Origin of the sequence: Ensifer sp. R-19 (assembly GCF_049905105.1) — a bacterium.
GTDB lineage: Bacteria > Pseudomonadota > Alphaproteobacteria > Rhizobiales > Rhizobiaceae > Ensifer.
The window spans coordinates 1748330-1773619 of record NZ_CP184569.1 but is presented as its reverse complement, the minus strand read 5'-3'; the positions used below and the strand labels follow the sequence as shown (position 1 = coordinate 1773619).

Below are 25290 nucleotides of genomic sequence, written 5' to 3'. Positions count from 1 at the left end.
GACGACTGGGCGCCGAACGAGTGGCAGCGCCACCACTCGGGCCGACGGCCGGGTCACGCTTGCCTCAACCGCGACGAGCCGGACTGGCTCGTTGATATAACTCTTACGGTTGCGATGTGCCGTTACGTTACTCCAATTGGGCGACAAGACATAAATCCCTGCAGCGTGGTAACAATAACACTTTGGAGGGTGCCATGTTCTACTTGCGTGGCGCCGCACTCATCTCGATTTGTGCTGCGTTTTGCCAACCGCTTCCTGTCAGCGCTGCCGAACCTGTCGGTCAGGCGGTGCAGATTCGCACGTCAGTCAGCGGCGCACGCGGTCCGATCGCGGTCAAGGACCCGGTCTACAAGGACGAACGGATTTCGACATCGAAGTCCGGTCTCGGCCAGTTCGTCTTCCAGGATGGCACCAAGCTTGCGGTCGGCTGGGGTTCGTCCGTGGTCATCGACAAATTCGTCTACGATGATGCCAAGTCGGTGAAGAAACTGACGATCATGGCCGCGAAGGGCACGTTCCGCTGGATCAGCGGCAAGTCCGGGCACTCCGCCTATCAAATCGTCACGCCGGCCGGCACGATCGGCGTTCGCGGCACCGCCTTCGATTTTTATGTCGGCCGCGACGGCACCACCGCCGTCGTGCTGCTCAGCGGCGCCGCAAGCTTCTGTGGCGCCGGCGGCTGCCGGCAATTGACGCAGCGTTGCGACTGCGTCGTCGCCAAGCCTGGCGGCGGCATCAGCGATCCGAGAAGAGTCAGTCGCAATACATTGAAATCACTAGGCAATGCGCAAGCCCTTCCTTTCCTCTCCGGTGGGCAACGACTGTCCGGAGCGCTGGGCTGGGCGGGGGGCGGCTGCAGCCTTGCGGCGGTGTTCCAGGAGGATCTCGAACGCCAACCGCAAACTGTGCAACCCCCCGCCGTCGAAGAAAGGCCTCCCGAGGAAAAACCGAAGCCCGAGGAGAGGCCGCACAAGCCGGAGGAGAAACCTCAGAAGCCGGAGGAAAAACCTCAGAAGCCTGTGCAGGAAGAAGGCTACCGCAATCGCCACTGGGAGATGAAACATCCGGATATCCGCGGCGAGGATGCCAACCACAAGGATGTGCTCGAACATGCCAACGACCATCAGAACAAGGGGCATCAGAAGGGGCGCAGTCATCACAATGACTGACGAACCGGCAGGCCGCCTGACGCTCGGTACCTTCCGCGCACGCCGCCGATTGCCTCCAATGGCCACGACTGGGCGAGCGGCCATGACCGCCTAACTCTTACGGTTGCGGCATGGCGTTACCCCGATTGGGCGACAAGACATAAATCCCTGTGACGTGATAACAATAGCACTTTGGAGGGTGCCATGTTCTGCTTGCGTGGTGCCGCACTCATCGCGTTTTGTGCCGTGACATTCAGTCCGACCATCGCCGCCGAACCTGTCGGCCAGGCGGTGCAGATTCGCACGTCAGTCAGCGGCGCACGCGGTCCGATCGCGGTCAAGGACCCGGTCTACAAGGACGAACGGATTTCGACATCGAAGTCCGGTCTCGGCCAGTTCGTCTTCCAGGATGGCACCAAGCTTGCGGTCGGCTGGGGCTCGTCGGTGGTCATCGACAAGTTCGTCTATGACGATGCCAAGTCGGTGAAGAAACTGACGATCATGGCCGCGAAGGGCACGTTCCGCTGGATCAGCGGCAAGTCCGGGCACTCCGCCTATCAAATCGTCACGCCGGCCGGCACGATCGGCGTTCGCGGCACCGCCTTCGATTTTTATGTCGGCCGCGACGGCACCACCGCCGTCGTGCTGCTCAGCGGCGCCGCAAGCTTCTGTGGCGCCGGCGGCTGCCGGCAATTGACGCAGCGTTGCGACTGCGTCGTCGCCAAGCCTGGCGGCGGCATCAGCGATCCGAGAAGAGTCAGTCGCAATACATTGAAATCACTAGGCAATGCGCAAGCCCTTCCTTTCCTCTCCGGTGGGCAACGACTGTCCGGAGCGCTGGGCTGGGCGGGGGGTGGCTGCAGCCTTGCGGCGGTGTTCCAGGAGGATCTCGAACGCCAACCGCAAACTGTGCAACCCCCCGCCGTCGAGCAGCGTCAACCAATACCGCTGATACCCAGGACGCAGCGCCAGGAACAAAGGCAGCGGCAGCAGCAGAGCGGACAGAGCCAGCGGCAGCGGCAGGAGCAGCGCCAGGAACAGGGACAAGGACAGGGTAGCCAACGGCAGGAACAGTCCCAGCGGCAGGAGCAGGAACAAGGGCAGGGCCAGGGCAGCCAACGCCAGGAACAGGAACAGCGGCAGGAACAGTCGCAACAGGGCGGTGGAACGCAGCGCCAGGAACAGAGCCAAAGCCAGAGCCAGACCCAAAGCCAGAATTGAGCGCCGACCGTGTGCGCCGCTGACGGCCTGTCGTTTGCCAACGCTTTCGGCGCAGCGTTCACGATGCGTCGGCAACGACCTGTCGCTAGGCACAAGCGGGCCGGCGCTAAACCAACGACAAATCAAAGCTTTGCGAACGATCCGAGAGCCCAGGTCGAGGCGATGTGCCGGGCGGTCGTCTGCGGCTGAGGTCCGGCACGTTTCACTCCGCCGGGCGCTTGGCGTCTTCGACCGGCGTTTCGGCGAAATGCTCCGATCGGCGCGACATCCGGGCGTAGAAGCCGACCAGGCCCGGTGCCAGGGCGGCAGACTTCAGCTTCGCTGCGTTGATGATGCTGCGGCTCGAGGTCGCGCGCGTGCGTAGCACCGAGACGAGCCGGTCATGCAGCAGCCGCAATTCCGCGAAGGCGGGCGAGGCGGCGAGGTTCTCGTCTCCGGCGACCGCGAAAAGCCGGGTTCGCGTCGTCTTTCCCTTGAGGCCCAGGCTTCCCGCATCCAGCAGCGCGCAATTCGGCAATGCCTCAGCCGTTGCTTCCGACACGAGCACGTCGAAGTTGACGTCCTTGCAGGCCGCTTCGATGCGGGCCGCGATGTTGACGGTGTCGCCGACCGCCGAATAGTTGAAGCGGGTTTCGGCACCCATGTTGCCGACGCAGGCGAGCCCGGTATGGATGCCGATGCCGATGCGCACCTCATGGCCGGAGCCGAAACCGAAGGCGTCTTCGGCATTCAGCCGGGCCAGGGTCTCGCGCATGCCGAGCGCGGCGCGAAGTGCCTTTTGCGGATGGTTGACCACATCGACCGGGGCGTTCCAGAAGGCCATGATGGAATCGCCGATGAACTTGTCGAGCGTGCCCTCATTGGCGAGCACATGGCGGCTCAGCGCGTCGAGCAGCGTGTTGAGGAAGGCGACGACCTCGGTCGGCGTCATGCGCTCGCTCATCTCGGTGAAGCTGCGCACGTCGACGAACATCACCGTCAGCTCGCGGTCGTCGCCGCCAAGGCTCAGCGCATTGCGCGTGTGCTCGATGCGATAGAGCAGCGATGGCGAGAGATAGCGCCCAAAAGCCTGGCGGACCTCGCGTCGTTCGCGATCCGTCACCAGGAAGCGATAGGCGGTGGCGGAGAAATGGGTGATCGAGGCGGCGAGGATCGGCGCCAGCGGATCGACGAGCAGCCCGCCATAGTAGAAGGCGAGCCAGGAGGCTGCGAGCCCCAACACCGTGACCGCGAGGCCGCAGACCAGCGCCACCACGGGGCTGACGAAAGTGGTCAACAGCACGAGCAGCGTGCCGGCCAGTGCGATCGAGAGGATTTCGAGCCCGTCGGCCCAGTCTGGACGCGACAGATAGCGGCCGGAGAGGATCTGCTCGACGATCTGGGCATGGATGGAGACGCCGGGCACGTTCTGCCCGAGCGCGGTGGTGCGCACGTCCTGCAGTCCGGCAGCCGACGTGCCGATGAAGACGATGCTGCCTTCGATCGCGGCGCGAACGTCCGGAGAGGAGGCTTCGTCCGTGAGAACCCGCCGGGCGGAAATGTAGCGCTCCGTCGTGTCCGGCGTGACGTAGAGCCAGAGTTCGCCGGTCGAGGTGAGCGGCACGACGAAGTCGCCGATCTTGACGGCGGTGAGCGTGTTGGCGACGTTGGGTGCTGCGGCGAGCACATAGGTCGAGGCGCCCTGCGCCACGCGCAGCGCCTCCAGGGCGAGGCTCGGGTAGAACTGCTGCCCGTCGCTGAGGAACAGCGGTGCGGCCCGCACCACCGCGGAGGAGGAGCCGGGATTGAGGCTGATATGGCCGAGCCCGGCGGCGTTGGCTTCGAGCTGGGGCCGTAGCGGCGTTGCGGCGTGCAGGCGCGGCGGCGCCTCGGCAGCGGTTTCGCCGGTGAAGGCAAAGCCGGCCTTGACCGACGGCAGGTAACTGCCGTCGTTGGTGAGGCCGAAACCGAGCACGACCGGCTTGTCTTGGATCGCCTGGGCAAAGATCTCGTCATTATCGGGCAGGGTTGCGACGAAGGATGGATCGACGCCGCCGACGTCGCGCACGACCGTGCGCGGCGACAGGCGGTCGGGCTCGGCAAAGAGCACGTCGAAGGCAATCGCTGCCGCGCCCATCTCGGTCAGCCGGTTGGTCAAATTCGCCAGGCGGTCGCGCGGCCAGGGCCATTGGCCGAATTCACGCAGCGACGCCTCGTCGATATCGATCACCTTGACCGGCATGGTCTCGAAGCCGCGCGGCGCGATCCGCTGGTATTCGTCGAAGGTGACGTCGCGCGCCTGCCTCAGAAGCTGCGGATCGTTTGCGCGCAGGACCGTGAAGAACGCCACCACTGTGAGGCCGATGAGAACGCCGAACAGCTGGGCTCGTGTCATGGCGGCCTACGGGACGATGGGCAGGCCCGCCTTGACGAGCCCGTCTTTGAAATGTGCGTGGTCGGCAGGGTCGACATAGCCGGTGAAGAAGCGCCAGTAGCGCGGTAAATCGACAGGCGCGTTGGCGACGGCCTCGGGAACGATCCTGCGGGCTTCCTCGTTGCGGTCGAGCTGGCCAAGGCAGGCGAGCAGAATGACCAGGTTGAAATAGGTGCGGCGCAGGAGCAGCGCCCGTTCGGCGTGACGCAGCGCTTCCTCGTAATTGCCGAGGTGGTAGTGGGCGAGAGCGATGCGGTTGAAGAAGAGGTAGGTCAGCGGATCGTGCGGGCTCAGCCTCAGCGCCTTGTGCAGCGGGTCCAATGCCTCGGCGAAACGGCCGATATAGATGCGCGCCCAACCGAGCGCCATGTGAGCGAGCGCAAAATTGGGGTTGAGATCGATCGCCTGTTGCGCTTCCTGGACCGCGGCATGCGGCCGCCGGGCAGCGAAATTGGCGAGGCACATGACATAGTGGCAATAGGGATCGTGATCCTCGATCACGACGGCGCGCGCAGCCTCCGCCGCCAACTCCGCGCTATCCCGGTCAATGTCGTCGCTGAAGCCGAAATAGCAGCGGGCAAACAGCGAGCGGGCCAGCATCATGTGCGCGCGGCCGAATTCGGGGTCGAGGGCGATCGCGCGGCGTTGCCACTCGATCGCGTCGTCGAAGTGCGCGGCGGAGTCCTGCGCATTATGCAGCAGCGTGCCGCGCATGTGGCATTCGTAGGCGTCGAGATTGTCGCTGCCGCGTAGCAGCGCCCGGCGGTTTTCGCCAATCAGGATCTCCGGCTCGATCGCCGCGACCACATGTTGGGTGATCTCATCCTGGATGGCGAAAATGTCGGCGAATTCGCGCTCGTAGCGCTGCGCCCAGAGATGGATGCCGGTTTCCGCCTCGATCAACTGTCCGGTGACGCGCACGCGCGAGCCTGAGCGGCGCACGCTGCCCTCGACGATGTAGCGCACGCCGAGATCGCGGCCGATCTGTTTGACGTCGACGGCGCGGCCCTTGTAGGCGAAAGAGGAGTTGCGGGCGATGACGAAGAACCAGCGGTAGAGCGACAACGCCGTGATGATGTCCTCGGTCAGACCGTCGGCGAAGAAGTCCTGTTCGGGGTCGCCGGACATGTTGACGAAGGGCAGAACGGCGATCGACGGCTTGTCGGGCAGGGCAAGCGGCATGCCGGGCAGATCCGGCCTCACCGGGTCCTCATGCCAGTCGACGCGGTGCACCGGCACCGGGCGCGGCATGTTCTTGAGCGCGCGATCGCCAAGCCGGTGCATGGGAAACTCCAGCTTGCCGACGATCTGGTCGTGCAACGCACCGGAGATGCAGATGTCGGCCGGTTTCGCCACCTGCTGCAGCCGCGCCGCCACATTCACGCCGTCGCCGAGCAGGTTGCCGCCGTCGACCACGACGTCGCCGAGATTGAGGCCGATGCGGAACTCCATGCGCCGCTCCGGCGCGAGGTCGGCGTTTCTCCGCTGCAGGGTCCGCTGGATGGCGACCGCTGCCCGAACCGCCTGCACTGCACTCTGGAATTCCGCGACAAGGCTATCGCCAGCGGCGCCGAAGATGCGCCCGCCATGCTCGGTCACAAGGCTTGAAATCGTTGCACAATAGGTGGCAAGTGTTGCGAGCGCACCTTCCTCGTCAATCGCGACAAGGCGACTGTAGCCAGCGACATCGGCAGCAAGGATCACGGCGAGCTTCCGTTCCAAGAGGGCAGCCCCTCCCGCGGCATCTGGTCAGAAGGAAAATAAGCGTAACTTAAATTAGAAAAGTCGAGAAGCATAAATTGCCCCGATTTGTGTCCATTGCTGGGCCGGAGGCGCAAATAGACGGTTCGCGTGGCCTCTACGACAGATTGTGTCCGGCGACGCTTCCCGGCGTGCGACGATTGTGCAAGTTTCGCAAAGTCAGAACCGCGCCGTCAGGCGTTCGCCATCCAAGGGCCGCCAATTGATCATCTCCTGCCTGCATACGGCCGACAGCAACGTCGCCGTTTTCGAGAATGCTGCGCGCGAACTCGGACTTTCCTCCGCGAACTTGCGCCATACGGTCCGCGCCGATCTGCTGCGCGCGGCGGAGGAAGCGGGCGGCCTGACCGAGGACATCACGCAGCAGACAGCGGCGGTTCTCTCGGCGCTGGCGGCGAAGGCCGACGCCGTGCTGCTCACCTGCTCGACGCTCGGGCCGAGCGTTGTGAGGGCCGGGTTGGGCACTGCCGTCCCGATCCTGCGCGTCGATGCGGCGCTGGCGGAGAAGGCGGCCGCGACCGGCGGCAAGCTGGTAGTGCTTTGCGCGGTGGAAACGACGGTCGCACCCACTACGGCGCTTTTTGCCGACGCGGCGCGCCGTTCCGGCGCTGTCCTCGAGGTTCGTCTCGTCGAGGGTGCGTGGGCGCTGTTCAAGGCGGGAAGCCGTGACGGCTACCTTGCTGCGATCGCCCGGGCGGCAGAAGCGGCCTATGGGGATGGAGCCTCCATCGTTGCGCTGGCCCAGGCGTCCATGGCTGGCGCCGCCGATCATGTCCGCAACGGACCGCGGCCGCTGTCGAGTCCGGCGGCCGGGCTTGAGCAGGCCATGAATATGATCGCCGACTAGCGATATTCCGTTATCCGGCTAATGATTCTCGGGATTTTGAAGGGCGGCAGCGAACTTCGCGCATCCCCTATGACGGCCTGCGCTGTAGGATGCGGTCACTATGACCCTGATTCGACCCACACGTGAAGACGATACAGCTTTGCTGCCCGACATAGAGCGCTCCTCCGGCGCGCTTTTTCGCACCATCCCCGACCTGGCCTGGATTGCCGACGACGATGTCCAGTCCGCGGAAGCTCATGTCGACTTCCTGCGCACCGGCCTGTCCCTGGTGGCCGTCGACGAGCAGGATCGACCGCTCGGCTTCCTTTGTGCCGCGAGCGCAGAGGGCGCGCTGCACATCTGGCAGCTTGCCGTGTTGGAGGAAAGCCAGGGCCGGGGGCTTGGGCGCGCCATGATGCTGGCTGCGATCGCGCATGCGCGCGCCCGTTCGCTTGCCGCGGTAACGCTGACGACGTTCCGCGATCTCAAATGGAACGAGCACTTCTACCGCACACTCGGCTTCGCTACGCTTGCCGGGGACGAACTCGACGCGCGTCTCGCGCAGATCCTTGCAAACGAGGGCGCTCACGGCATTCCGCCAGAGCGGCGCTGTGCAATGCGCCTGACGCTTGTGTGAGGACGCGCGTCAGCGATCCGCCCGATGCGGCGATGCTGATCTCTGGTCCGGGTTGGGCTTTAGGCCCTCCGGCGCAAGGCCTGGTGCGAAGTGGTTCCTCGCCCTTGGCTTGCCGCTCCAGAGCGCCGTGCGTTCAGATGAACGCACTAGGGTCGCTCTAGCACATTGTTTCTAGAGCATCTTTCCGCTTCAAGTGATTCCACTTGAAGCGGGATGCTCTAGCGCCGGACGCCGACGACCTGGCCCCGGGCGAACTGCGAGACCCTGACGCCGCCGGACTGATTGCCGCCGATCAACTGGGCCGTCGACTTCGACATCGCGGACAGGATGCCGACGTGGTAGCCACGACCGGTGCGCACGACGACAATATCGCCGGCGCGCGCATAGGCGAGCTTCACCGGTGCACCGAACCGAAGCCACGAGCGGGCGAAGCCGAAGCTCTGCGGTGGACTGCGGCCGGACTTGCGGGCAACCATGCCCATGAAATGGCCGCACCAGGGGGTACGTGCCGGGTTGATGCCGAGCGCTGCGCGAAGGGTCTTGTTGTTCTTCACCTCGTGCAGGCCTTTGTATTGCTGCGCCTGGGCAAGCATGCCCGCGCTGGCAAGAGATGGCGATAGGAGCGCGACATAGGCAGCCGCAAGAAACGCCAGGACCTTCATGGTCAGGTCTCCTTGACAAGTTGCTGGGTGCGAACGGTCGGGGCGGCCTGGCGATCGCCGGCATGGCACCCGGTTGCTCAACTGTTTCCAATGTTCCCATGGGAAATTTCAGCGGACATGCGCGTGCCCAGCGTCTGATACGCAGCATCGGCGTGTCGGCGAACCGCGCGCAAGGCGCGGAGCCAACTTCACGGCAACCGCCGTTTCGAAGTGTGGTATTCCCCTGCCTGTCCCGTCGGACAGTCGAGCGACATTGCTCATGCGCCAGTACAAAATTGTGGCAAAACCCGTAAAATATTGGGGCATGACTTGCTAAATGACGGAAAAATGCCGGTTCGTCGTCGATTCGACACCCTGACCTGCAGAAAATCCCGTATCGGCTCGCTCCGAGGCGTCACTTGAGCCAATGGAAGGCCGGCAGGACTTGCGCCCGGACGGGGCTGCGGGGCATCGTCGGAGCATGATTCGCGCCCCGAGGTTCTCTATGTCCTTCACTCTCTCTCCGGCCTATCTCTGGCCGATTCTTCTGCTCCTGTTTTCCAACGTCTTCATGACCTTCGCCTGGTATGGGCATCTGAAATACACGTCGTCACCGCTCTACATGGCGATCGTGGCAAGCTGGGGCATTGCCTTCTTCGAATATTGCCTGGCGGTGCCGGCCAACCGCATCGGCCATCAGGTCTATTCCGCCGCACAGCTGAAGACGATGCAGGAGGTGATCACGCTTCTGGTCTTTGCCGCCTTCTCAGTTTTCTGGCTGAAGGAGTCGATCGGCTGGAACCATCTGGTCGGTTTCGCCCTGATCGCCTTAGGCGCCTCGTTCATCTTCAAGGGCTAACAGGCGTCCGGCCGCTGTAGCGGTTAAGACCGCTGCAAACAAAAAGGCAGGGCCCAAGCCCTGCCTTTTGCATTGTTAACGGTCTGCAGCGCGTCGCGCTGGCGTCAGACCATGGCTGCCACGGCCGGCGCGACGTGCGGCCAGACCTCGACCCAGCCGCGATAGATCATGTCGAGCGCGACATAGAGGATGATTGCGAGGCCGATATAGGCGATCCAGTGATAACGGTTGAGCAGCCGGGCGATGAAACCGGCTGCCACGCCCATCATCGCAATCGAAAGCGCAAGGCCGATAACCAGGATCGTCGGATGTTCGCGGGCGGCGCCTGCGACGGCCAGCACGTTGTCGAGCGACATCGAGATGTCGGCGATGACGATCTGGATGGCCGCCTGCATGAAGGTTTTCTGGGGCGCGTTGCTGCCAGCGCCGCTTTCGCCTGCCGCGTGCGCTGCCTGCTGCTCGCGGATTTCGCGCCACATCTTCCAGCAGACCCACAGCAGCAAAATGCCACCGGCGAGCAAAAGGCCGATGATTTCCAGGAGCTGGACCGTGACGCTGGCGAGCGCGATGCGCAGCACGGTTGCCGCGATGATGCCGACGAGGATGACCTTCTTGCGCTGCTCCGTCGGCAGCCCGGCCGCGGCAAGGCCGATGACGACGGCGTTGTCGCCGGCGAGAACGAGGTCGATGACGATGACTTGCAGAAGCGCTGCCAGACCGGCGGCGGTAAAGATTTCCATGATGCGACAGTCCCCCGACGTGCCATGATGCGAGATTCAAATATGTCTAACGGATAAAGCATCGCCTCGCCTCGGGATCAAGGGGCGAGGTGCACCCCCAGGCGGAAAACCTCCGCAGACGATCCGATCGACGGTCTCAATCCAGCAGGTCGAAGGCCCGATACATCCAGAGAAGCTGATAGGCGACCGCAGCGACAACGAAGGCGGCATGGAAGCGCCGATTCGCCGTCCAGGCGGCGGCGATACAGAAGAGGATATAGGCGGTGTTGCGAGCGGGGTATTCGAGACCGTAGGAGGCAAAATACTGCTTGCCCTTCAGCGCGGTGTCGACGAGGTCGACGGCAAAGGCAAGCGCGAGGAAACCGAAGAACCAGGCACGGCGCGACATGAAATAGTGTTCGTAGTCGCTATAGTCCTCGAGCGTCGTCGGGAACAGCATCACGCAGAGGAAGAAGAAGACGCAGCAATAGAGGATGACGAACAGGTAGACACTGACGTCGATCACGGCCAGCGAATGCAGGTGGAACTCCCACCACCAGAAATGCACGAGGAAGACGAACATGAACAGGACCCAGCCGAGGTGGATCCAGTAGACGCGCGTCTTGCCGGGGTGCTGCACGAAAAGCGCCAGTCCGCTGAGCAGTCTCGCCAGGCTCAGGCTGACGACCATGCCCATGACGGTGCGGATATGCGGGAAGATTTCCGGGTTGGTCGGAACCTGATCCACGGCCGCCGCTCCTATTCCTCCGCCGGCACCGGCTTGGGCTTGCCGTTTTCGTCGAGCGCGACCATGACGAAGATCGCATCCGTCACTTTTTCCATGCGATGCGAAGAGAGATAGCGCTGGGCCCAGGCCTCGACCTTGAGCGTCATCGAGGTGCGGCCGACCTTGACGACATCGGTATAGATGCAGAGCGTGTCGCCGATCTTGACCGGAAGCGCGAAGGCCATCTCCTTGACTGCCGCGGTAACCACACGGCCGCGAGCGCGCTCGGCCGCACGGATACCGCAGGAAAGGTCCATCTGTGCCATCACCCAGCCGCCGAAGATATCGCCGGCCGCATTGGCGTCGCCGGGCATGGCGAGCGTGCGCAAGGTCAGCTCGCCGGTCGGTTTGGTCTGTTCGGTCATGCGGCCTGTCTCCCTGTTGGATGAAAGATGTAACCCGACCGCGCTTGCCGAGGGAAGGCCCGCCGCCGCACAAATGCGGGCAGCATCCCGCCGTGCCGCCACCTTAGACTTTCGAAGGGGTTCTTCAGAAATGTCAAATTTAGGGATCGGTTGTTAGGGGCTTTGCAAAGACCTCTACCTAACCTGCAGGCTCTTGGAGTGCGGCCGGCCATGCCGGCGGCGGCCAGGTTGCGACGGGGCGGCGCCGGGGGCGCCGAAGGGGCAGGGGATTGGCAATGAAGAAATTCAGGATCTCGGCGCGTCTCTACGCGCTGGTGGCATTTGCGCTTTTGACCATGGCAGCAGCGCTGACATTCGGTCTGTTTCAGGCGCAGGACAAGCTCGTCGGCGAGCGCAAGGCGATGCTCGCGGCAATGGACGAGAACGCGATCGCGGTGTTCGACGCCTATCACAAGCAGGAGGTGGCCGGCACGCTTTCGCGTGAGGAGGCGCAGAAGCGCGCGCTCGAGGCAATCAAGGCGATGCGCTACCAGGGCAACGGCTATTTCTGGGTCAACGACATGCATCCGACCATGGTGATGCATCCGATCAAGCCCGAGTTGGACGGCAAAGACCTCACTGAAAACAAGGATCCCAACGGCAAGCACCTCTTCGTCGAGTTCGTAAAGACTGTCGAAAAGAGCGGCCAGGGCTTCGTCGACTATTATTGGCCGAAGCCGGGCGCTGACGCGCCGGTGCTGAAATATTCGCACGTTGCCGGCTTCAAGCCCTGGGGCTGGGTGGTCGGTACCGGCGTCTATGCCGACGACCTAGCGGCGATGTTCCGTGAGCGCGCCTGGCAGGTCGCCGGCATCCTCGCCGCCGCCGCACTCGCCATTCTGATGGCGGCGCTTGCGATCGTGCGCAGCGTCGTCAAGCCGGTCGAGAAGCTGAAGGCGTCGATGCGGGCGATCGCCGATGAGGATCTTTCGTCCGAGGTGCCGGAGACGGACCGCGGCGACGAGATCGGCCAGATGGCCAAGGTGCTGGTGGTGCTGCGCGATTCCGTTCGCGAACGGCTGGAACTGCGTTCACGCGAGGCCGAGCAGCAGGAGCGGCTGAGTTCCGAGCGGCGCGGCAACGAGCAGCGCCAGCGGGCAACGGCGGAAGCGCAAGCGGATGCGATGGAGACCGTCGGTGCCGCGCTCGAGCTCTTGGCAAGCGGCGACCTGACCGCCGAGATCGGCCATATCGCGCCGGAATACGGCAAGCTGAGAGAGGACTTCAACACGGCCGTCGCGGCGCTTCGCGATGTCATCGGCTCCATCTCGCACTCGACCGAGATCGTCACTGCCAGTGCCGGCGACATTTCGGAAGCGGCGAACAATCTCTCGCGCCGGACGGAGCAGCAGGCAGCGGCCCTCGAAGAGACGGCGGCAGCACTTGACGAGATCACCTCGACGGTCCGCCACGCTTCCGAGCGGGCGAACGAGGCGCGCGACATGGTCAACGAGACCAAGGCGAGCGCTGCCAAGTCCGGCGGCATCGTGCGCAATGCCATCGACGCCATGGGGCGGATCGAAGGCTCGTCCGGCCGGATCGGCCAGATCATCGGGGTGATCGACGAGATCGCCTTCCAGACGAACCTGCTGGCGCTCAATGCCGGCGTCGAGGCAGCGCGCGCCGGTGAGGCCGGCCGTGGCTTTGCCGTCGTCGCGCAGGAGGTGCGTGAGTTGGCGCAGCGCTCGGCGGGTGCCGCCAAGGAGATCAAGGAACTGATCGGCGCCTCGGTGCGCGAGGTCGGTGCCGGTGTTCAGCTGGTCCGGTCGACCGGCGAAGCGCTGACGGAGATCGAGACGCTGGTCAATCGGGTCAACGAGCAGGTGGCCTCGATCGCGACCGCCGCACGCGAGCAGGCGACCGGCTTGCAGGAGGTCAATGTCGCCGTCAACAGCATGGACCAGATGACCCAGCAGAACGCCGCGATGGTCGAGGAAACGACTGCCGCAAGCCAGACGCTGGCTGCCGAGAGCCGGGAACTGAAGTCGTTGCTGACGAAGTTCCGGCTGCAGTCCTCGGCATCGCATTCGGCTTACGGCCGCGCCGCCTGATCGCTATAGTCTGGAATCGCACAAGGCCCGCGTGGCGATACCACGCGGGCCTTGTGCGCTGACAAGAAGAAATGTCGCGCGGCTGCAATCGAGCTCCACATCGTTCCGTGATCCGGGCAGTGCCCCCGCAACCTGCGTCCGTGATTGCCGTGCAAAGCAGGCCGCACAGTCTTGACCTTACGATAGCTGCGGATAGATACGCGAGATGCGGGAGGTGTTCGACGGGGCGTCGCTCCGGTTGCTGACCGCCGCTTTAGAGGGGACATCCATGGCACTTCTCAAACTTCTTCTGACGCGCCCGATCGCCGTGCTGATGCTGGCGCTCGGCTTCCTCTCGGCCTGTACGGTGGTCGTCGACGAGCCTCGTCCGGGGCCGAGGCCGACCCGCCCGCCGGTCTGCACGATGGAATATGCGCCCGTGTGCGGCGAGCGTGGCAATCGCATGCGCACCTTCCCTAATTCCTGCCAGGCAAGGGCCGACGGTTTCAATGTGATCCACCGTGGCGAATGCCGTCCGGACTATCGCCCGCCGGATCGCGAACCGCAGGCCTGCACCATGGAGTACAATCCGGTGTGCGGCCAGCGCGGACGGCGCACGCAGACCTTCTCGAACGCCTGCCAGGCGCGCTCGGAGGGCTTCCAGGTGATCGGCCGCGGCGAATGCCGTCGCGACGATGACCGTCCCTCCGAAGGCCAGTTCTGCACCCGCGAATTCGCGCCGGTCTGCGGCCAGCGCGGCGGCCGCGTGCAAACCTTCTCGAACGCCTGCGAGGCTGGCGGTGCTGGCTTCCGAGTCGTGCATCGCGGCGAGTGCCGCTGATATCCAGCGGATCCGTAGCTGAAAACTTGAAGCCCGCGTCTGACGAAGACGCGGGCTTCTTGCTATCGGCGGTCAGTCGGAACGGCAAGCATCCGCACCCTTGATCGCGGGTATCGGACGCAAGGCTTCGTTTACCGTATTTGAATAAAATGCCCCCGAAATCAGGTCTTTCGACAGCTGTGCCCGGTTTGCGACACAGGCGAAAGGCAGCAATTCGAAGTGCTGCAGCGATCCTTGCGTGCCTCTGGGTACGCCGTTGCGGGGGCGGTGGGGTGATGAGTGGTGGTCTTCTGACCGCCCGAAGGAAGGCGCAGTCCGGTATGGCGTATGTTACTCGTCTCCATCGCCCGCTGACGGCACTCGTTCTGACACTATCGCTTGTCGCCTGTTCGACCGACGACGCGCTTTCGCCGCCGGGCCGCATCGATGGCGGCTCCCGGGTCGGTTCGATCGGGCCCGTGCCGGTCGACGCGGTGCCGCAAGACGAGGTGGCGGCCTATCCCGCCGCAACATCGGCTTCGACGGGCAACGGCAATCCGGACTATGTTGCACCGGCGCAGGCGGCGCCTCAACAAACGCGGCGCTCGCTGCCGATGATCGATAGCGACGAGGCGGTTTCCTCCGGCGCGCAGCCGGCGAATGCAGGTTCCACGGCCATTCCCGATGAAGGCGTCAACATGGATGCCATGCTCGGCGTCGAGCAGCCGGTCGTCGGCCTGGCGCAAGAGCAGAGCAACGAGATCGCCGAGGGCAATGCCAGCCAGCCGGTCGTCGACGGCATCGGCGAAGACAATGTGCGCCAGCTCGGCGGGGCGTCCGGAGCTGCGCCAGCGGACGAGGCGAACCTTGGCTACGATCCGGACCTGCCGCCGCTTTCTCCCGAGAAGGCCGCGGCCGAAGAGGCGCAGCGTGCACGCGCCATGGAAGAGCAGCGCGCCATTCAGCGGAGCCAGGAGCCGGAGCAGGTCGCCTTCCTGCCGCGCGTGCGCAATCCGATGTCGACGCCCCACTACACCGGCGAAATGCCGGCTTCCGAGATTGCCTGCCGCCAGCGCCTGAAGAAACTCGGCGTGGTGTTCCGTGATATTCCGCGCATCAGCAACGGGCCGTCCTGCGGCATCGACTACCCGATCGAGCTCAGCGGTCTCTCCGGCGGTATTGGCGTGAAGCCGGCGGTCAAGCTCAATTGCGAGGTGACGGAAGCCTTCGCCAAGTGGGTGAAGTACGAACTCGCGCCGTCGTCCCGCTACCGCTACTGGTCGGGCGTCAAGACGATCAAGCCGCTCGGCGGCTATTCCTGCCGCACGATGAATTCCCGCCGCGGCAATCCGATGTCCGAACATGCGCACGGGAACGCCATCGATGTCGGCAAGTTCGTCTTGAAGAACGGCAAGGAAATCGATGTCCGCAAGAAGGGCTTCTTCGCGTTCCGCGAACGCGGCCTCCTGAAGGCTGTGCGCTCCGATAGCTGCAAATATTTCAACACCGTGCTCGGGCCGGGCAGCGACCCGTTCCACAAGGACCATTTCCACTTCGATCTGAGAACCCGCAAGACCGGCTACCGTCACTGCGACTGACGTGGTGTGCGGGACCTTCCTGCTGGCGGCTGCGAAAATGGCATGCGGCAAAAAAAGAGGCCGGCGGGGAGGCCGGCCCAACAACCGGAGCAAAAGGGGGAGGCTCCGGCGTGCAAATCACGAGCGCGAATCAAAAGGGCGATATCGCGCCGCGCGAGCAAATTGCTCGAAGACCATCACCGTTTCGTGACGAGGGAACGGGATTGGCGACGATTCATTCGCAGATCTTTCGCCGGATAACGGATGATGCCTGCATTTGCGCCGGCGTTTACCCTCCGCCGAAATGCAGTTTCGGGCGTTCGGGCCGGGGGCCCGAAGTGTCGTCGCAGGCTCGTATTTGAGATCACTATACCAGAAGTTTTACCGCTGCCTGAGATAGTCCGGGCGGTTGCCCCAAATATGGCGTTTTCATCCCTGTTGCGGTCTCGTTGTAACGATCTGAATTTTCTATATGATTTGACAGTCAACGGACAGGCCAGGGGGGGCTAGGGCTGATCGCGCTGTCTTGTTTCGTCTGGTTTATTAATAAGTAATACGATAATATATTACTTCGTATAACAATCACGGATAGTAGTCGGCAAACCGCAGCAAGCATTGGGGCTCCACTCACTCCTAGGGCAACGACAGGAGGAAGTTATGGGAACTGTTATGCAATTTCCGGGGGTGCGCACGGATATGGCCGTGCACGCTGCCGAAGTTTCGAAAATACTGAGAACTCTCGCCAATCGAAATCGTCTGTTGATCGTGAGTGCTTTGCTGGAGGGTGAGCACTCGGTGGCGGCACTCGAAGAGAGCCTGAGCATTCGCCAGCCGACCCTCTCGCAGCAATTGACGGTGTTGCGTGATGCCGGCATTGTCTCGACCCGTCGGCAGGCCAAGCAAGTGTTCTATCGGCTTAGTCACGACAAGGTGGCGCGTCTGGTTGGCGCGCTCTATCAGATCTTCTGTCGGGATGGTTCCAAAACATGAATGAATACGAGAATGCGCTGGCGGGTGGGCTGTTGATTGGCCTTTCGGCAGCGATCCTGATGGTGGCCAATGGCCGGGTGGCCGGGATCAGCGGTATCGTCGGACGTCTGCTGCAGGGCGCGCAGGTTCCTACCGGCATGTTGTTTGTTTTGGGACTGATGGCGGGGCCGCTGCTTTTTCGCCTCGTCGTCGGCGCCTGGCCGGTGGTGACGGTCACAACCTCTTGGCCGCTTCTGATGGCTGGCGGGCTGCTGGTCGGCTTCGGGTCCCGCATGGGCTCCGGCTGCACCAGCGGCCACGGCGTCGTCGGTCTTGCAAGGCTGTCGCGACGTTCGATTGCGGCGGTTGCGACCTTCATGACCGCGGCGATCGTCACGGTCTTTGTCATGGGCTTGCTTGCATGAACGGAGCCTTCTTTCGCCTCGCGGCGACGCTCGTCTCCGGCCTCGTGTTCGGTTTTGGTCTTTCGCTGTCCGGCATGCTCGATCCGGCACGCGTGCGGGCGTTTCTGGATATCACCGGCAACTGGAACCCGAGCCTTGCCTTCGTGCTCGGCGGCGCCGTCTTTGTTTCCGCGCTCGGTGTCCTGCTGACGCGCCGGCTCAAGCATCCTTTGTTCGACGAAACCTTCCATTTGCCGGACAATCAGGTCATCGACAGGCGACTGATTGTCGGCGCGGCAATCTTCGGCATCGGCTGGGGGCTGGTGGGGCTTTGCCCGGGCCCGGCGCTCGCTTCGCTGTCGCTCGGTTTGCCGCCGACGTTCCTTTTCGTCGCGGCGATGGTTGCGGGCATGCTCATCCATGACCGGCTGGTGGCGCGCAAACCTTCGCAAATGGGCGGCGGCGCGGGGACGGCAGCTCGCCTGTCGCAGCCGCATTGACAAAGCGTCACCTTGTTTTTTCCATCCGGTAGGCTGCAAATCGCAATCAATTGTCCCATATAGGCGAAACCTGCCGACTTTGCCCCCCGCATCCGGATCTGCTTCATGGCGCCTATCGTTTCCGTTTCCAATCTGTCGAAGACCTATGCCTCCGGCTTTCAGGCGCTGAAGGGCGTCAGCCTGGATATCGAGGAAGGCGAGATCCTGGCGCTGCTCGGGCCGAACGGCGCCGGCAAGACGACGCTGATCTCGATCATCTGCGGCATCGTCAATCCGAGCGGCGGAACGGTGACGGTTGGCGGCAATGACGTGGTGCGCGAGTTTCGCGAGACGCGCGCGATGATCGGGCTCGTACCCCAGGAACTGACCACCGACGCCTTCGAAACCGTGTGGAACACGGTCTCCTTCTCCCGCGGCCTGCACGGCAAGAAGCCGAACCCCGCCCATATCGAGAAGGTGCTGAAGGACCTGTCGCTCTGGGACAAGAAGGACAACATGCTGCGCGAACTCTCCGGCGGCATGAAACGGCGCGTGCTGATCGCCAAGGCGCTGTCGCACGAACCGAGGGTCCTCTTCCTCGACGAACCGACAGCCGGCGTCGACGTCAATCTGCGCAAGAGCATGTGGGAGGTCGTCGAGCGGCTGCGCGCTTCCGGCGTCACCATCATCCTGACGACGCATTACATTGAAGAAGCGGAAGAAATCGCCGACCGCATCGGCGTCATCAACGGCGGCAAGATCCTGCTGGTCGAAGACAAGGCGGCACTGATGTCGAAGCTCGGGCGCAAGCAGTTGCGCGTCGATCTCGCCAATCCACTGGATGGCGTTCCCGAAACGCTGTCGAGCTACAATCTGACGCTCGAGGGCGATGGGCACTGTCTGATCTACGATTACGACACGAGCGCTGAACGCACCGGCATTACCACTCTGCTGGCGGCCCTCGCCGAAGCCGGTATCCGGCTCAAGGACATTTCCACGCGGCAGAGCTCGCTGGAAGACATCTTCGTCGAAATTGTGGGGGCAGGGCGATGAATATCGAAGCGATCAAGTCGATCTATTTCTTCGAGATGGCCCGTACCCGGCGCACCCTGCTGCAGAGCGTGGTGTCGCCCGTTATCTCGACCTCGCTCTATTTCATCGTCTTCGGCGCCGCGATCGGCGGGCGCATCCAGGAGATCGACGGCGTTTCCTACGGCGCCTTCATCACGCCCGGCCTGATGATGCTGACGCTCTTGACGCAATGCATCGGCAACGGCTCCTTCGGCATCTATTTCCCGAAATTCACCGGCACGATCTACGAGGTTCTGTCCTCGCCGGTGTCGATGGTCGAGATCGTGCTCGGCTATGTCGGCGCGGCGGCGACCAAGGGGCTGATGATCGGGACGATCATCCTCTTGACGGCCTCGCTGTTCGTCGACCTGACGATCGCGCATCCGTTCGTGATGGTGTTCTTCTTCGTGTTGACGGCCATTTCCTTCAGCCTGTTCGGCTTCATTATCGGCATCTGGGCCAAGGACTTCGAGCAGCTGAACCTGATCCCGATGCTGGTGATCCCGCCGCTCGTCTTCCTCGGCGGCAGCTTCTATTCGGTGAAGATGCTGCCACCCTTCTGGCAGGCGGTCAGTCACTTCAATCCGGTGCTCTATCTGATCAGCGGTTTCCGCTGGAGCTTCTTCGAGGTTTCCGACGTCAACCCGATCTTCAGCGCCGTGATCATCCTCGCCTTCCTGACGGCCTGCATGTCGATCCTCGCCTGGATCTTCCGCACCGGCTACCGGCTCAGAAACTGACGGCAGGCGCCGCTGCGGTTTGTTCTGACGCCTGTGGCTCAGTCGCGCAGGCGCAGCTCGTCGGTGCGCATCTGCAGCATCTCCAGCGTCGACAGGAAACTCATGCCGAGCAGGCTCTGGTCGAGCCGCCCCTTGGCGGCCACGGTCGCGCCGATGTTGCGCCGGGTGATCGGGCCGACGGAGATTTCCTGGAGCATGACGGGTGCGGCCTGGGCCCGGCCGTTCGCCGTCATGACGGTGACGATGTAGCTGAGGTTTTCCGGATCAAGGCCGATCCGCTCGGCATCCTCGTAGGTCAGCGCAATGCTGCTGGCGCCGGTATCGACCAGCATGTTGATGTCCTTGCCGTTGACCGTTGCGCCGGTTTCGAAATGACCGTTCAGCATCTTGTGCAGCACCACTTCCTGCCGGCCTTCGCTGTCGGTGATCACGGTCGCGCGGCCGGGAACGAGGCCGGCGAGCAGGCGATTGCCGAAGCCCTGAAGTTCGAAGCGGTAGACATAGGCCGAGACGAGGGCGAGCGTGATGAGGAGCCAGACGGCGACCTGGCGCAGCCCTTCGCCGAAACGGCGGCGGCTTTGTACGACCCCGGCGCCGATCAACGTGGCGATGGCGCCGAGTGACACCAGTCGGCCGAAATCGTCGTTGGCAAGGCCCATGGTGCGGCCGGCATCGTGGTTGACGATCAGCAGGATGAGGCCAATGGCCAGGATCGAGAGCAGGATGGCGAGACGGGTCATGCTTCTCCGCGTTCCCTCGCCATGCGGCCGCGGCGCGTTTCGCGCCGAGGCTTGCGTTCGACCGTCTCGAGCCGGTCGGGCAGCGTGGTCATGATCGCCCGGCGTTCGGCGTCGGTGTAGAGCGTCCAGCGGCCGATCTCGTCACGCGTGCGGCCGCAGCCGAAACAGTAGCCGGTCTTGTCATCGATGGAACAGACGAGAATGCAGGGAGATTCCATGGCGTTGCCCAGTTTTTCCCGGATTATATCGATCTTTCAAACCGTCAGCGCAAGGGCGCCGAGCACCGCGATTTCCGTGAGCTGCTGCGTGGCACCGATCGTGTCACCGGTATGTCCCCCGATTTTGGCGGCTGCGAGCCGGCCGAAGCCTTTGACAGCGGCAAGGAAGGCGAGGAGCGTTGCGATCAGGCCGAGGGCCGGGACCTTGGCGAAATAGAAGAGCAGCATCGCGGCGAGAAGACCAAAGCCGAGGGCAAAACGGCCAGCGCCCGGCTCCGGCGCGCCGGCGGAAGCCGCAACACCGCCGCTGCGTGCCGGCGGCAGGCTGGACCAGTGCCACACTATGGCGGCGCGGCTGAGCGCTGCGGCGCCAAGGATCGCCATGCCGGCGCCAAGGGGCGTGAACAGCGGCAGGATCGAGGCGAGCGCCGAGACGCGCAGGCCGAAAGAAAGAATGAGAGCGACAGCGGCATAGGTGCCGATGCGGCTGTCCTTCATGATCGCGAGCGCCGCGTCGCGGTCGCGTCCACCGCCGAAGCCGTCGGCGGTATCACCAAGTCCGTCCTCGTGCAGTGCGCCGGTCAGCAGCGCCTGGATGGCGACGACGACGAAGGCGGCAAAAAGCGAACTGACATGCAGTGCGATCATCGCGATGGCAGCGGCTGCGGAGGGCAGGACTATCACGATGCCGGCAAGCGGGAAGGCGCGCACGGCCCGGTCCAGCCGTCCGTCATATCCGACGAAGTGGCGTCCCGGCATGGGGATACGGCTCAGGAAGCCGATCGAGCGCGCCACGTCGTCACAGAAATCGCCCAGAAAGCCCATGGCTCCTCCAAAGATCCGGCCCTCAGCCGCAATCGCAGATGTCACCGCCGCCCGCAAGTGAGAGTAGGGTGAGCATGCAAAACGTCGTGCGTCGAATCGTCCGTCCGGTGACGGATCATGCTCCGGCGACGCCGATTGGCGCAAATGCCGTTGCCCGAATATTCGACGCCCTCTATGAGGAGCGTAGATTCACGATATGCAAGGATTCCCAGCATGAGTGCCAGCGGCCTGCCGTTTGATGATTTCCGCGAATTGTTGCGCAACCTGCCGGGGCCGGATGCGGCGGCCCTGGTCGCGGCGCGCGAGCGGGACGCACAGCTGACAAAGCCGCCGGGCGCGCTCGGACGTCTCGAAGAGATAGCATTCTGGCTCGCCGCCTGGACCGGCAAGGCGCCGGCCGTCAACCGGCCGCTGGTGGCGATCTTCGCCGGCAACCACGGCGTCACCCGTCAGGGCGTCACGCCGTTCCCGTCGTCCGTTACCGCCCAGATGGTCGAGAATTTCGCTGCCGGTGGTGCTGCGATCAACCAGATCTGCGTCAGCCACGACCTCGGCCTCAAGGTTTTCGACCTGGCGCTTGAATATCCGACCGGCGACATCACCGAGGAAGCGGCGCTCTCGGAGCGGGATTGTGCGGCCACCATGGCCTTCGGCATGGAGGCGATCGCCGGCGGCACGGATCTGCTGTGCATCGGCGAGATGGGCATCGGCAACACCACCATTGCGGCGGCGATCAATCTCGGCCTCTATGGTGGTACGGCCGAGGAATGGGTCGGTCCGGGTACCGGTTCCGAAGGCGAGGTACTGAAGCGCAAGATCGCCGCTGTCGAGAAGGCGGTGGCGCTGCATCGCGATCACCTTTCCGATCCGCTCGAGCTGATGCGCCGCCTCGGTGGTCGCGAGATCGCGGCGATGGCGGGCGCGATCCTCGCGGCCCGCGTGCAGAAAGTGCCCGTCATCATCGATGGCTACGTGGCGACTGCGGCAGCGGCAATCCTGAAGGCGGCCAATCCGTCAGCGCTCGACCACTGCCTGATCGGCCATGTCTCGGGTGAACCGGGTCATATCCGCGCGATCGAGAAGCTCGGCAAGACGCCGCTGCTGGCACTCGGCATGCGGCTCGGCGAGGGCACGGGGGCGGCCCTTGCCGCCGGCATCGTCAAGGCGGCAGCGGCCTGCCACAGCGGCATGGCGACCTTCGCGCAGGCTGGCGTCAGCAACAAGGAATAATCAAGATCCGGCCGGCTTTCACGGCAAAGCCGGCCGATTGCTGTCCAAAGCCTGTCGCGGGCGCTATTCCCGCGTGTGGCGGGCCTTGATGGCCGCGTGCTTCTCGCCTATCCAAAGCGCACATGCAGCCCTAACTATAGGCTTGGGCTCCTGCAACCGGCAAACGCCTTGCATTCGCCTCATTCACGATGTCGAAGCAAGCGCAGTTTCAAGCCTTGTCGAGAAGAAATGGACGTCAAGAACACCACGCACCGCATTGGACCGACGGGTCCCGTCGAGAAGCAGACCGGCATTCGGCATCTCTTCGCCGCCGCCAGCTATTCGCTGGGCGGCGCGAAACGGCTGATCAGCGAGGCTGCTTTCCGCCATGAGCTGATCGCTTTCGGCATCGCCATGGTTGCCTTCACCATCGTCGGCGCGACCTTCTTCCAGTTCGTGGCGATGGCGATCCTGTTCCTGCTGATGATGGCCTTCGAGGCGATCAACACGGCGATCGAGGAAATCGTCGATCGCGTCTCGCCGGAAATCTCGGAAATGGGCAAGAACGCCAAGGATCTCGGCTCCTTCGCCTGCCTCTGCCTGATCATCGCCAACGGCGTCTATGCCGGCTACGTCGTGATCTTCGACGGCTTCATGAACTGATCTGCTACCGCCGGTCGTTCGGCGCGATCCGATAGAGCACGTGCGGGCGCAGCGGGTTGCCCTCCGGCACCGTCACGTCATCGAAATCCTCCGCCGGATCCGAGCGCATGCCGAGCCTTTCCATGAGCGCGCGCGATGGTTCGTTGATGCGCGAGGTATAGCCGATGACCTCGGCAAGCCCGAGTGCCGACCATGCATGGTGCAGGCAGGCGCTTGCTGCTTCGAGCGCATATCCTTGCCGCCAGTAGGGTCGGGCGAGGATCCAGCCGATTTCGACATGCGGGCCACCGAGAATTTCGGCTCCGGCGTGCGAAAGGCCAAGACCGCCGATGAGCGCTCCGTCCGCCTTGCGCTCGACGGCCACAAAGCCGAAGCCGTGTCTGCGCAGGTGCCGGTCGCAGTCGGCGATCATCGCCGCGGTATCCTCCCGCGTCAGAATGTCAGGAAAATAGTAGCGGCGCACGTCCGGATCGGCATTGGCGACGGCAAAGGGCGCGACGTCGCGCTGCTCCCAGGGCCGAAGCCTCAAGCGTTGCGTTTCGATGAACATGGATCAGGCGAAACTCTTGCGACGACGGATCGGGGCTGCCACGTCCTCGACTGCCGGCAGGCTCTCGAGCACGCGGCGGGCCGGCAGGATGGCGATCGCCTCGGTGCCTTCCCGAAGCTTGGAGCGCAGGATGAATTCGCCATTGTGCTTGGCGAGAATGGCCTGGACGATGGGCAGGCCGAGGCCGGTGCCCTGCTCGGCGCTCTTGATGGCGATCGAGCCCTGACCGAAGGCCGACAGAACGATCGGGATTTCCTCTTCCGGGATGCCCGGACCGTTATCCTTGATCGAGAGATATTGTCCGCCGCCGGCCGTCCAGCCGACCTTGAAGGTGACTTCGCCGCCCGAATTGGTGAATTTCACGGCGTTGGACAGCAGATTGAGGATGACCTGCCGCATTGCCTTCTCGTCGACCCAGACCGAGGGCATGCCAAGTTCGAACTGCGAGTGGATGGTAATGTTCTTGGCGCGCGCCCTCAGTTGCACCATGCCGACGCAGTCCTCGGCGATCTCGACGAGGCTGACCGCATCCTCGTTCAGGTCGTAGCGGCCTGCTTCGATGCGCGACAGGTCGAGGATCTCGTTGATCAGGTTCAGCAGATGCTCGCCGGAACGATGGATATCGTTGGTGTATTCCTTGTAGGTCGGGTTGCTGAGCGGACCCAGAACCTCCGTCGACATGACCTCGGAGAAGCCGAGAATGGCATTCAGCGGCGTGCGCAATTCATGCGACATGGAGGCCAGGAAGCGCGACTTGGCGAGGTTCGCTTCCTCCGCCCGACGCCGTGCCTCGTCCGACATCGATTTTGCCACTTCGAGCTCGGCGATCAGGTCATCCTTCTCCGATTGAACCGAGAGGATGTGGACATTGGCACGGTTCATGCGATCGGTCATGAACACGAGGAAGAGCAGCGCCAGCGAGATGATGCCCGTGAGGCCGATATAGATCGGATTGCCAGTCGTCAGCGAGACAAAGGCCAGTGCGGCGACCACGGGCGTGAAGGTGCAGAGCAGGGCATTGCGCAGCAGGAACGTGCCCATGGCAGTGGCCGCAAGCGCGAAAAGCAGGGCAGTGCCCTCGAAGAAACCGAAGCGGACATCACCGCACGACGCGCAATCCTGCACAACGAAGGCTGCCCAGCAGAGGCCAATCAACAGCTGGCCGAGCAGGAAGCGCCGGCGCCAGACCGGGACCTTTTCGGCAACGATGTCCTTCTTGCACGCCTTCCTCGCTAGCACCAGCGTCACCGCATGCGCCGAAAGGGTCATGACGGCCCAGACGATGATGCTGAGATTGCCGGAGAGATAGACCCCGACGGCGGCAATCAGGGCGACGAGCACCGGTATGGCGATGGCGCCGTGCAGGGCCGAATCGATGTAAAGATTGAGCATTTCGCGCTCGAAGCCCGAAGGCACGGACGAGCCCGTTTGCAGCCGCTCTCGCGTCGCGCGAACCGTCCTCGAAACGGCCTTGTTTCGATGGTTTCGCGACTTGTCGACAATGATCTTATCTGTCGAGGTGCTGGCAGCGATACTCATGCTCTTATGCAAAGGTTATGGTTTCGTTGCAGTCTAGTGA

26 protein-coding genes are annotated in these 25290 nt (G+C 63.5%); 15 read left to right on the top strand and 11 right to left on the bottom strand.

Annotated elements, in window-relative coordinates; translation table 11 throughout:
- Nucleotides 1-194 precede the first annotated feature (194 nt).
- Nucleotides 195-1169, top strand: a complete 975-nt coding sequence (locus ACN9MO_RS08620) for a FecR family protein (protein WP_425987094.1) — start codon at nucleotides 195-197, stop codon at nucleotides 1167-1169.
- A gap of 183 nt (nucleotides 1170-1352) precedes the next feature.
- Nucleotides 1353-2369 (top strand): FecR family protein, encoded by a 1017-nt coding sequence (locus ACN9MO_RS08615; protein ID WP_058324038.1) that lies wholly within the window; start codon nucleotides 1353-1355, stop codon nucleotides 2367-2369.
- A 202-nt stretch (nucleotides 2370-2571) separates the two neighbouring features.
- Here ACN9MO_RS08615 and ACN9MO_RS08610 read toward each other — a convergent pair whose 3' ends face one another.
- A complete protein-coding gene (locus ACN9MO_RS08610) occupies nucleotides 2572-4743 on the bottom strand; it encodes a CHASE2 domain-containing protein (RefSeq protein WP_057248809.1) in 2172 nt (723 codons plus the stop codon).
- Between the two features lie 6 nt (nucleotides 4744-4749).
- On the bottom strand, nucleotides 4750-6504 hold the full coding sequence (locus ACN9MO_RS08605; RefSeq protein ID WP_057248810.1) for an adenylate/guanylate cyclase domain-containing protein: 1755 nt from the start codon (nucleotides 6502-6504) through the stop codon (nucleotides 4750-4752).
- A 241-nt stretch (nucleotides 6505-6745) separates the two neighbouring features.
- On the opposite strand from ACN9MO_RS08605, the gene ACN9MO_RS08600 reads away from it, so the two are divergent.
- Both ACN9MO_RS08600 and ACN9MO_RS08595 read left to right on the top strand, forming a co-directional pair.
- Nucleotides 6746-7390: an aspartate/glutamate racemase family protein gene (locus ACN9MO_RS08600; protein ID WP_057248965.1), complete on the top strand. Its 645-nt coding sequence runs from the start codon at nucleotides 6746-6748 to the stop codon at nucleotides 7388-7390.
- 100 nt (nucleotides 7391-7490) lie between these two features.
- Complete coding sequence (locus ACN9MO_RS08595) at nucleotides 7491-8006, top strand: GNAT family N-acetyltransferase (protein WP_057248811.1); 516 nt, start codon at nucleotides 7491-7493, stop codon at nucleotides 8004-8006.
- A 218-nt stretch (nucleotides 8007-8224) separates the two neighbouring features.
- Here the strand turns inward: ACN9MO_RS08595 and ACN9MO_RS08590 are convergent, their stop codons facing one another.
- Nucleotides 8225-8668: a TIGR02594 family protein gene (locus ACN9MO_RS08590; protein ID WP_057248812.1), complete on the bottom strand. Its 444-nt coding sequence runs from the start codon at nucleotides 8666-8668 to the stop codon at nucleotides 8225-8227.
- A gap of 484 nt (nucleotides 8669-9152) precedes the next feature.
- On the opposite strand from ACN9MO_RS08590, the gene ACN9MO_RS08585 reads away from it, so the two are divergent.
- A complete protein-coding gene (locus tag ACN9MO_RS08585; RefSeq protein ID WP_057248813.1) occupies nucleotides 9153-9506 on the top strand; it encodes a DMT family protein in 354 nt (117 codons plus the stop codon).
- A 104-nt stretch (nucleotides 9507-9610) separates the two neighbouring features.
- Here the strand turns inward: ACN9MO_RS08585 and ACN9MO_RS08580 are convergent, their stop codons facing one another.
- The 3 genes from ACN9MO_RS08580 to ACN9MO_RS08570 all read right to left on the bottom strand — a co-directional run bounded on the left by ACN9MO_RS08580 (nucleotide 9611) and on the right by ACN9MO_RS08570 (nucleotide 11377).
- Nucleotides 9611-10246 (bottom strand): TerC family protein, encoded by a 636-nt coding sequence (locus tag ACN9MO_RS08580; protein WP_057248814.1) that lies wholly within the window; start codon nucleotides 10244-10246, stop codon nucleotides 9611-9613.
- 136 nt (nucleotides 10247-10382) lie between these two features.
- Complete coding sequence (locus tag ACN9MO_RS08575; RefSeq protein WP_210334465.1) at nucleotides 10383-10916, bottom strand: hypothetical protein; 534 nt, start codon at nucleotides 10914-10916, stop codon at nucleotides 10383-10385.
- Nucleotides 10917-10984: 68 nt separating this feature from the next.
- Entirely contained in the window at nucleotides 10985-11377 is a 393-nt protein-coding gene (locus ACN9MO_RS08570) for an acyl-CoA thioesterase (protein WP_057248816.1), read from the bottom strand.
- Between the two features lie 275 nt (nucleotides 11378-11652).
- Here ACN9MO_RS08570 and ACN9MO_RS08565 point away from each other — a divergent pair, with 275 nt between their 5' ends.
- From ACN9MO_RS08565 to ACN9MO_RS08530, 8 genes are all read left to right on the top strand, one after another.
- Nucleotides 11653-13467, top strand: coding sequence for a methyl-accepting chemotaxis protein (locus ACN9MO_RS08565; protein ID WP_057248817.1), 1815 nt, complete (start codon nucleotides 11653-11655; stop codon nucleotides 13465-13467).
- Nucleotides 13468-13735: 268 nt separating this feature from the next.
- Nucleotides 13736-14287, top strand: coding sequence for a Kazal-type serine protease inhibitor family protein (locus ACN9MO_RS08560; protein WP_057248818.1), 552 nt, complete (start codon nucleotides 13736-13738; stop codon nucleotides 14285-14287).
- Between the two features lie 320 nt (nucleotides 14288-14607).
- Nucleotides 14608-15864 carry an extensin family protein gene (locus ACN9MO_RS08555; RefSeq protein WP_057248819.1) on the top strand — a complete coding sequence of 419 codons (1257 nt, stop codon included), beginning with the start codon at nucleotides 14608-14610 and terminating at the stop codon, nucleotides 15862-15864.
- Between the two features lie 636 nt (nucleotides 15865-16500).
- Complete coding sequence (locus ACN9MO_RS08550; RefSeq protein ID WP_057248820.1) at nucleotides 16501-16833, top strand: ArsR/SmtB family transcription factor; 333 nt, start codon at nucleotides 16501-16503, stop codon at nucleotides 16831-16833.
- On the top strand, nucleotides 16830-17237 hold the full coding sequence (locus ACN9MO_RS08545) for a YeeE/YedE family protein (RefSeq protein ID WP_057248821.1): 408 nt from the start codon (nucleotides 16830-16832) through the stop codon (nucleotides 17235-17237). Before ACN9MO_RS08550 ends, ACN9MO_RS08545 begins: the two co-directional genes overlap by 4 nt.
- Complete coding sequence (locus ACN9MO_RS08540) at nucleotides 17234-17716, top strand: YeeE/YedE family protein (protein ID WP_057248822.1); 483 nt, start codon at nucleotides 17234-17236, stop codon at nucleotides 17714-17716. The genes ACN9MO_RS08545 and ACN9MO_RS08540 overlap by 4 nt, the downstream gene beginning before the upstream one ends.
- Nucleotides 17717-17821: 105 nt before the next feature.
- Nucleotides 17822-18748, top strand: a complete 927-nt coding sequence (locus ACN9MO_RS08535; RefSeq protein ID WP_057248823.1) for an ABC transporter ATP-binding protein — start codon at nucleotides 17822-17824, stop codon at nucleotides 18746-18748.
- Entirely contained in the window at nucleotides 18745-19506 is a 762-nt protein-coding gene (locus ACN9MO_RS08530; protein WP_057248824.1) for an ABC transporter permease, read from the top strand. The genes ACN9MO_RS08535 and ACN9MO_RS08530 overlap by 4 nt, the downstream gene beginning before the upstream one ends.
- Nucleotides 19507-19544: 38 nt before the next feature.
- On the opposite strand, the gene ACN9MO_RS08525 is transcribed toward ACN9MO_RS08530, so the two are convergent.
- The 3 genes from ACN9MO_RS08525 to ACN9MO_RS08515 are packed head-to-tail and all read right to left on the bottom strand — an operon-like array spanning nucleotide 19545 to nucleotide 21289.
- Nucleotides 19545-20246: a retropepsin-like aspartic protease family protein gene (locus ACN9MO_RS08525; RefSeq protein WP_057248825.1), complete on the bottom strand. Its 702-nt coding sequence runs from the start codon at nucleotides 20244-20246 to the stop codon at nucleotides 19545-19547.
- Nucleotides 20243-20464, bottom strand: a complete 222-nt coding sequence (locus ACN9MO_RS08520; RefSeq protein ID WP_057248826.1) for a DUF1289 domain-containing protein — start codon at nucleotides 20462-20464, stop codon at nucleotides 20243-20245. The genes ACN9MO_RS08525 and ACN9MO_RS08520 overlap by 4 nt, the downstream gene beginning before the upstream one ends.
- Nucleotides 20465-20500: 36 nt before the next feature.
- Nucleotides 20501-21289, bottom strand: coding sequence for an adenosylcobinamide-GDP ribazoletransferase (locus ACN9MO_RS08515; protein WP_113132902.1), 789 nt, complete (start codon nucleotides 21287-21289; stop codon nucleotides 20501-20503).
- Nucleotides 21290-21502: 213 nt separating this feature from the next.
- Between ACN9MO_RS08515 and cobT the strand changes: the two genes are divergently transcribed.
- Together cobT and ACN9MO_RS08505 are read left to right on the top strand one after the other, a co-directional pair.
- Nucleotides 21503-22519, top strand: a complete 1017-nt coding sequence (gene cobT / locus ACN9MO_RS08510; RefSeq protein WP_057248828.1) for a nicotinate-nucleotide--dimethylbenzimidazole phosphoribosyltransferase — start codon at nucleotides 21503-21505, stop codon at nucleotides 22517-22519.
- A 228-nt stretch (nucleotides 22520-22747) separates the two neighbouring features.
- A complete protein-coding gene (locus ACN9MO_RS08505) occupies nucleotides 22748-23161 on the top strand; it encodes a diacylglycerol kinase (protein WP_057248829.1) in 414 nt (137 codons plus the stop codon).
- A 4-nt stretch (nucleotides 23162-23165) separates the two neighbouring features.
- Here the strand turns inward: ACN9MO_RS08505 and ACN9MO_RS08500 are convergent, their stop codons facing one another.
- Together ACN9MO_RS08500 and ACN9MO_RS08495 are read right to left on the bottom strand one after the other, a co-directional pair.
- Nucleotides 23166-23711: a GNAT family N-acetyltransferase gene (locus ACN9MO_RS08500; RefSeq protein ID WP_057248830.1), complete on the bottom strand. Its 546-nt coding sequence runs from the start codon at nucleotides 23709-23711 to the stop codon at nucleotides 23166-23168.
- Nucleotides 23712-23714: 3 nt separating this feature from the next.
- Nucleotides 23715-25250 carry a sensor histidine kinase gene (locus ACN9MO_RS08495; protein WP_057248831.1) on the bottom strand — a complete coding sequence of 512 codons (1536 nt, stop codon included), beginning with the start codon at nucleotides 25248-25250 and terminating at the stop codon, nucleotides 23715-23717.
- Between the last annotated feature and the right edge of the window lie 40 nt (nucleotides 25251-25290).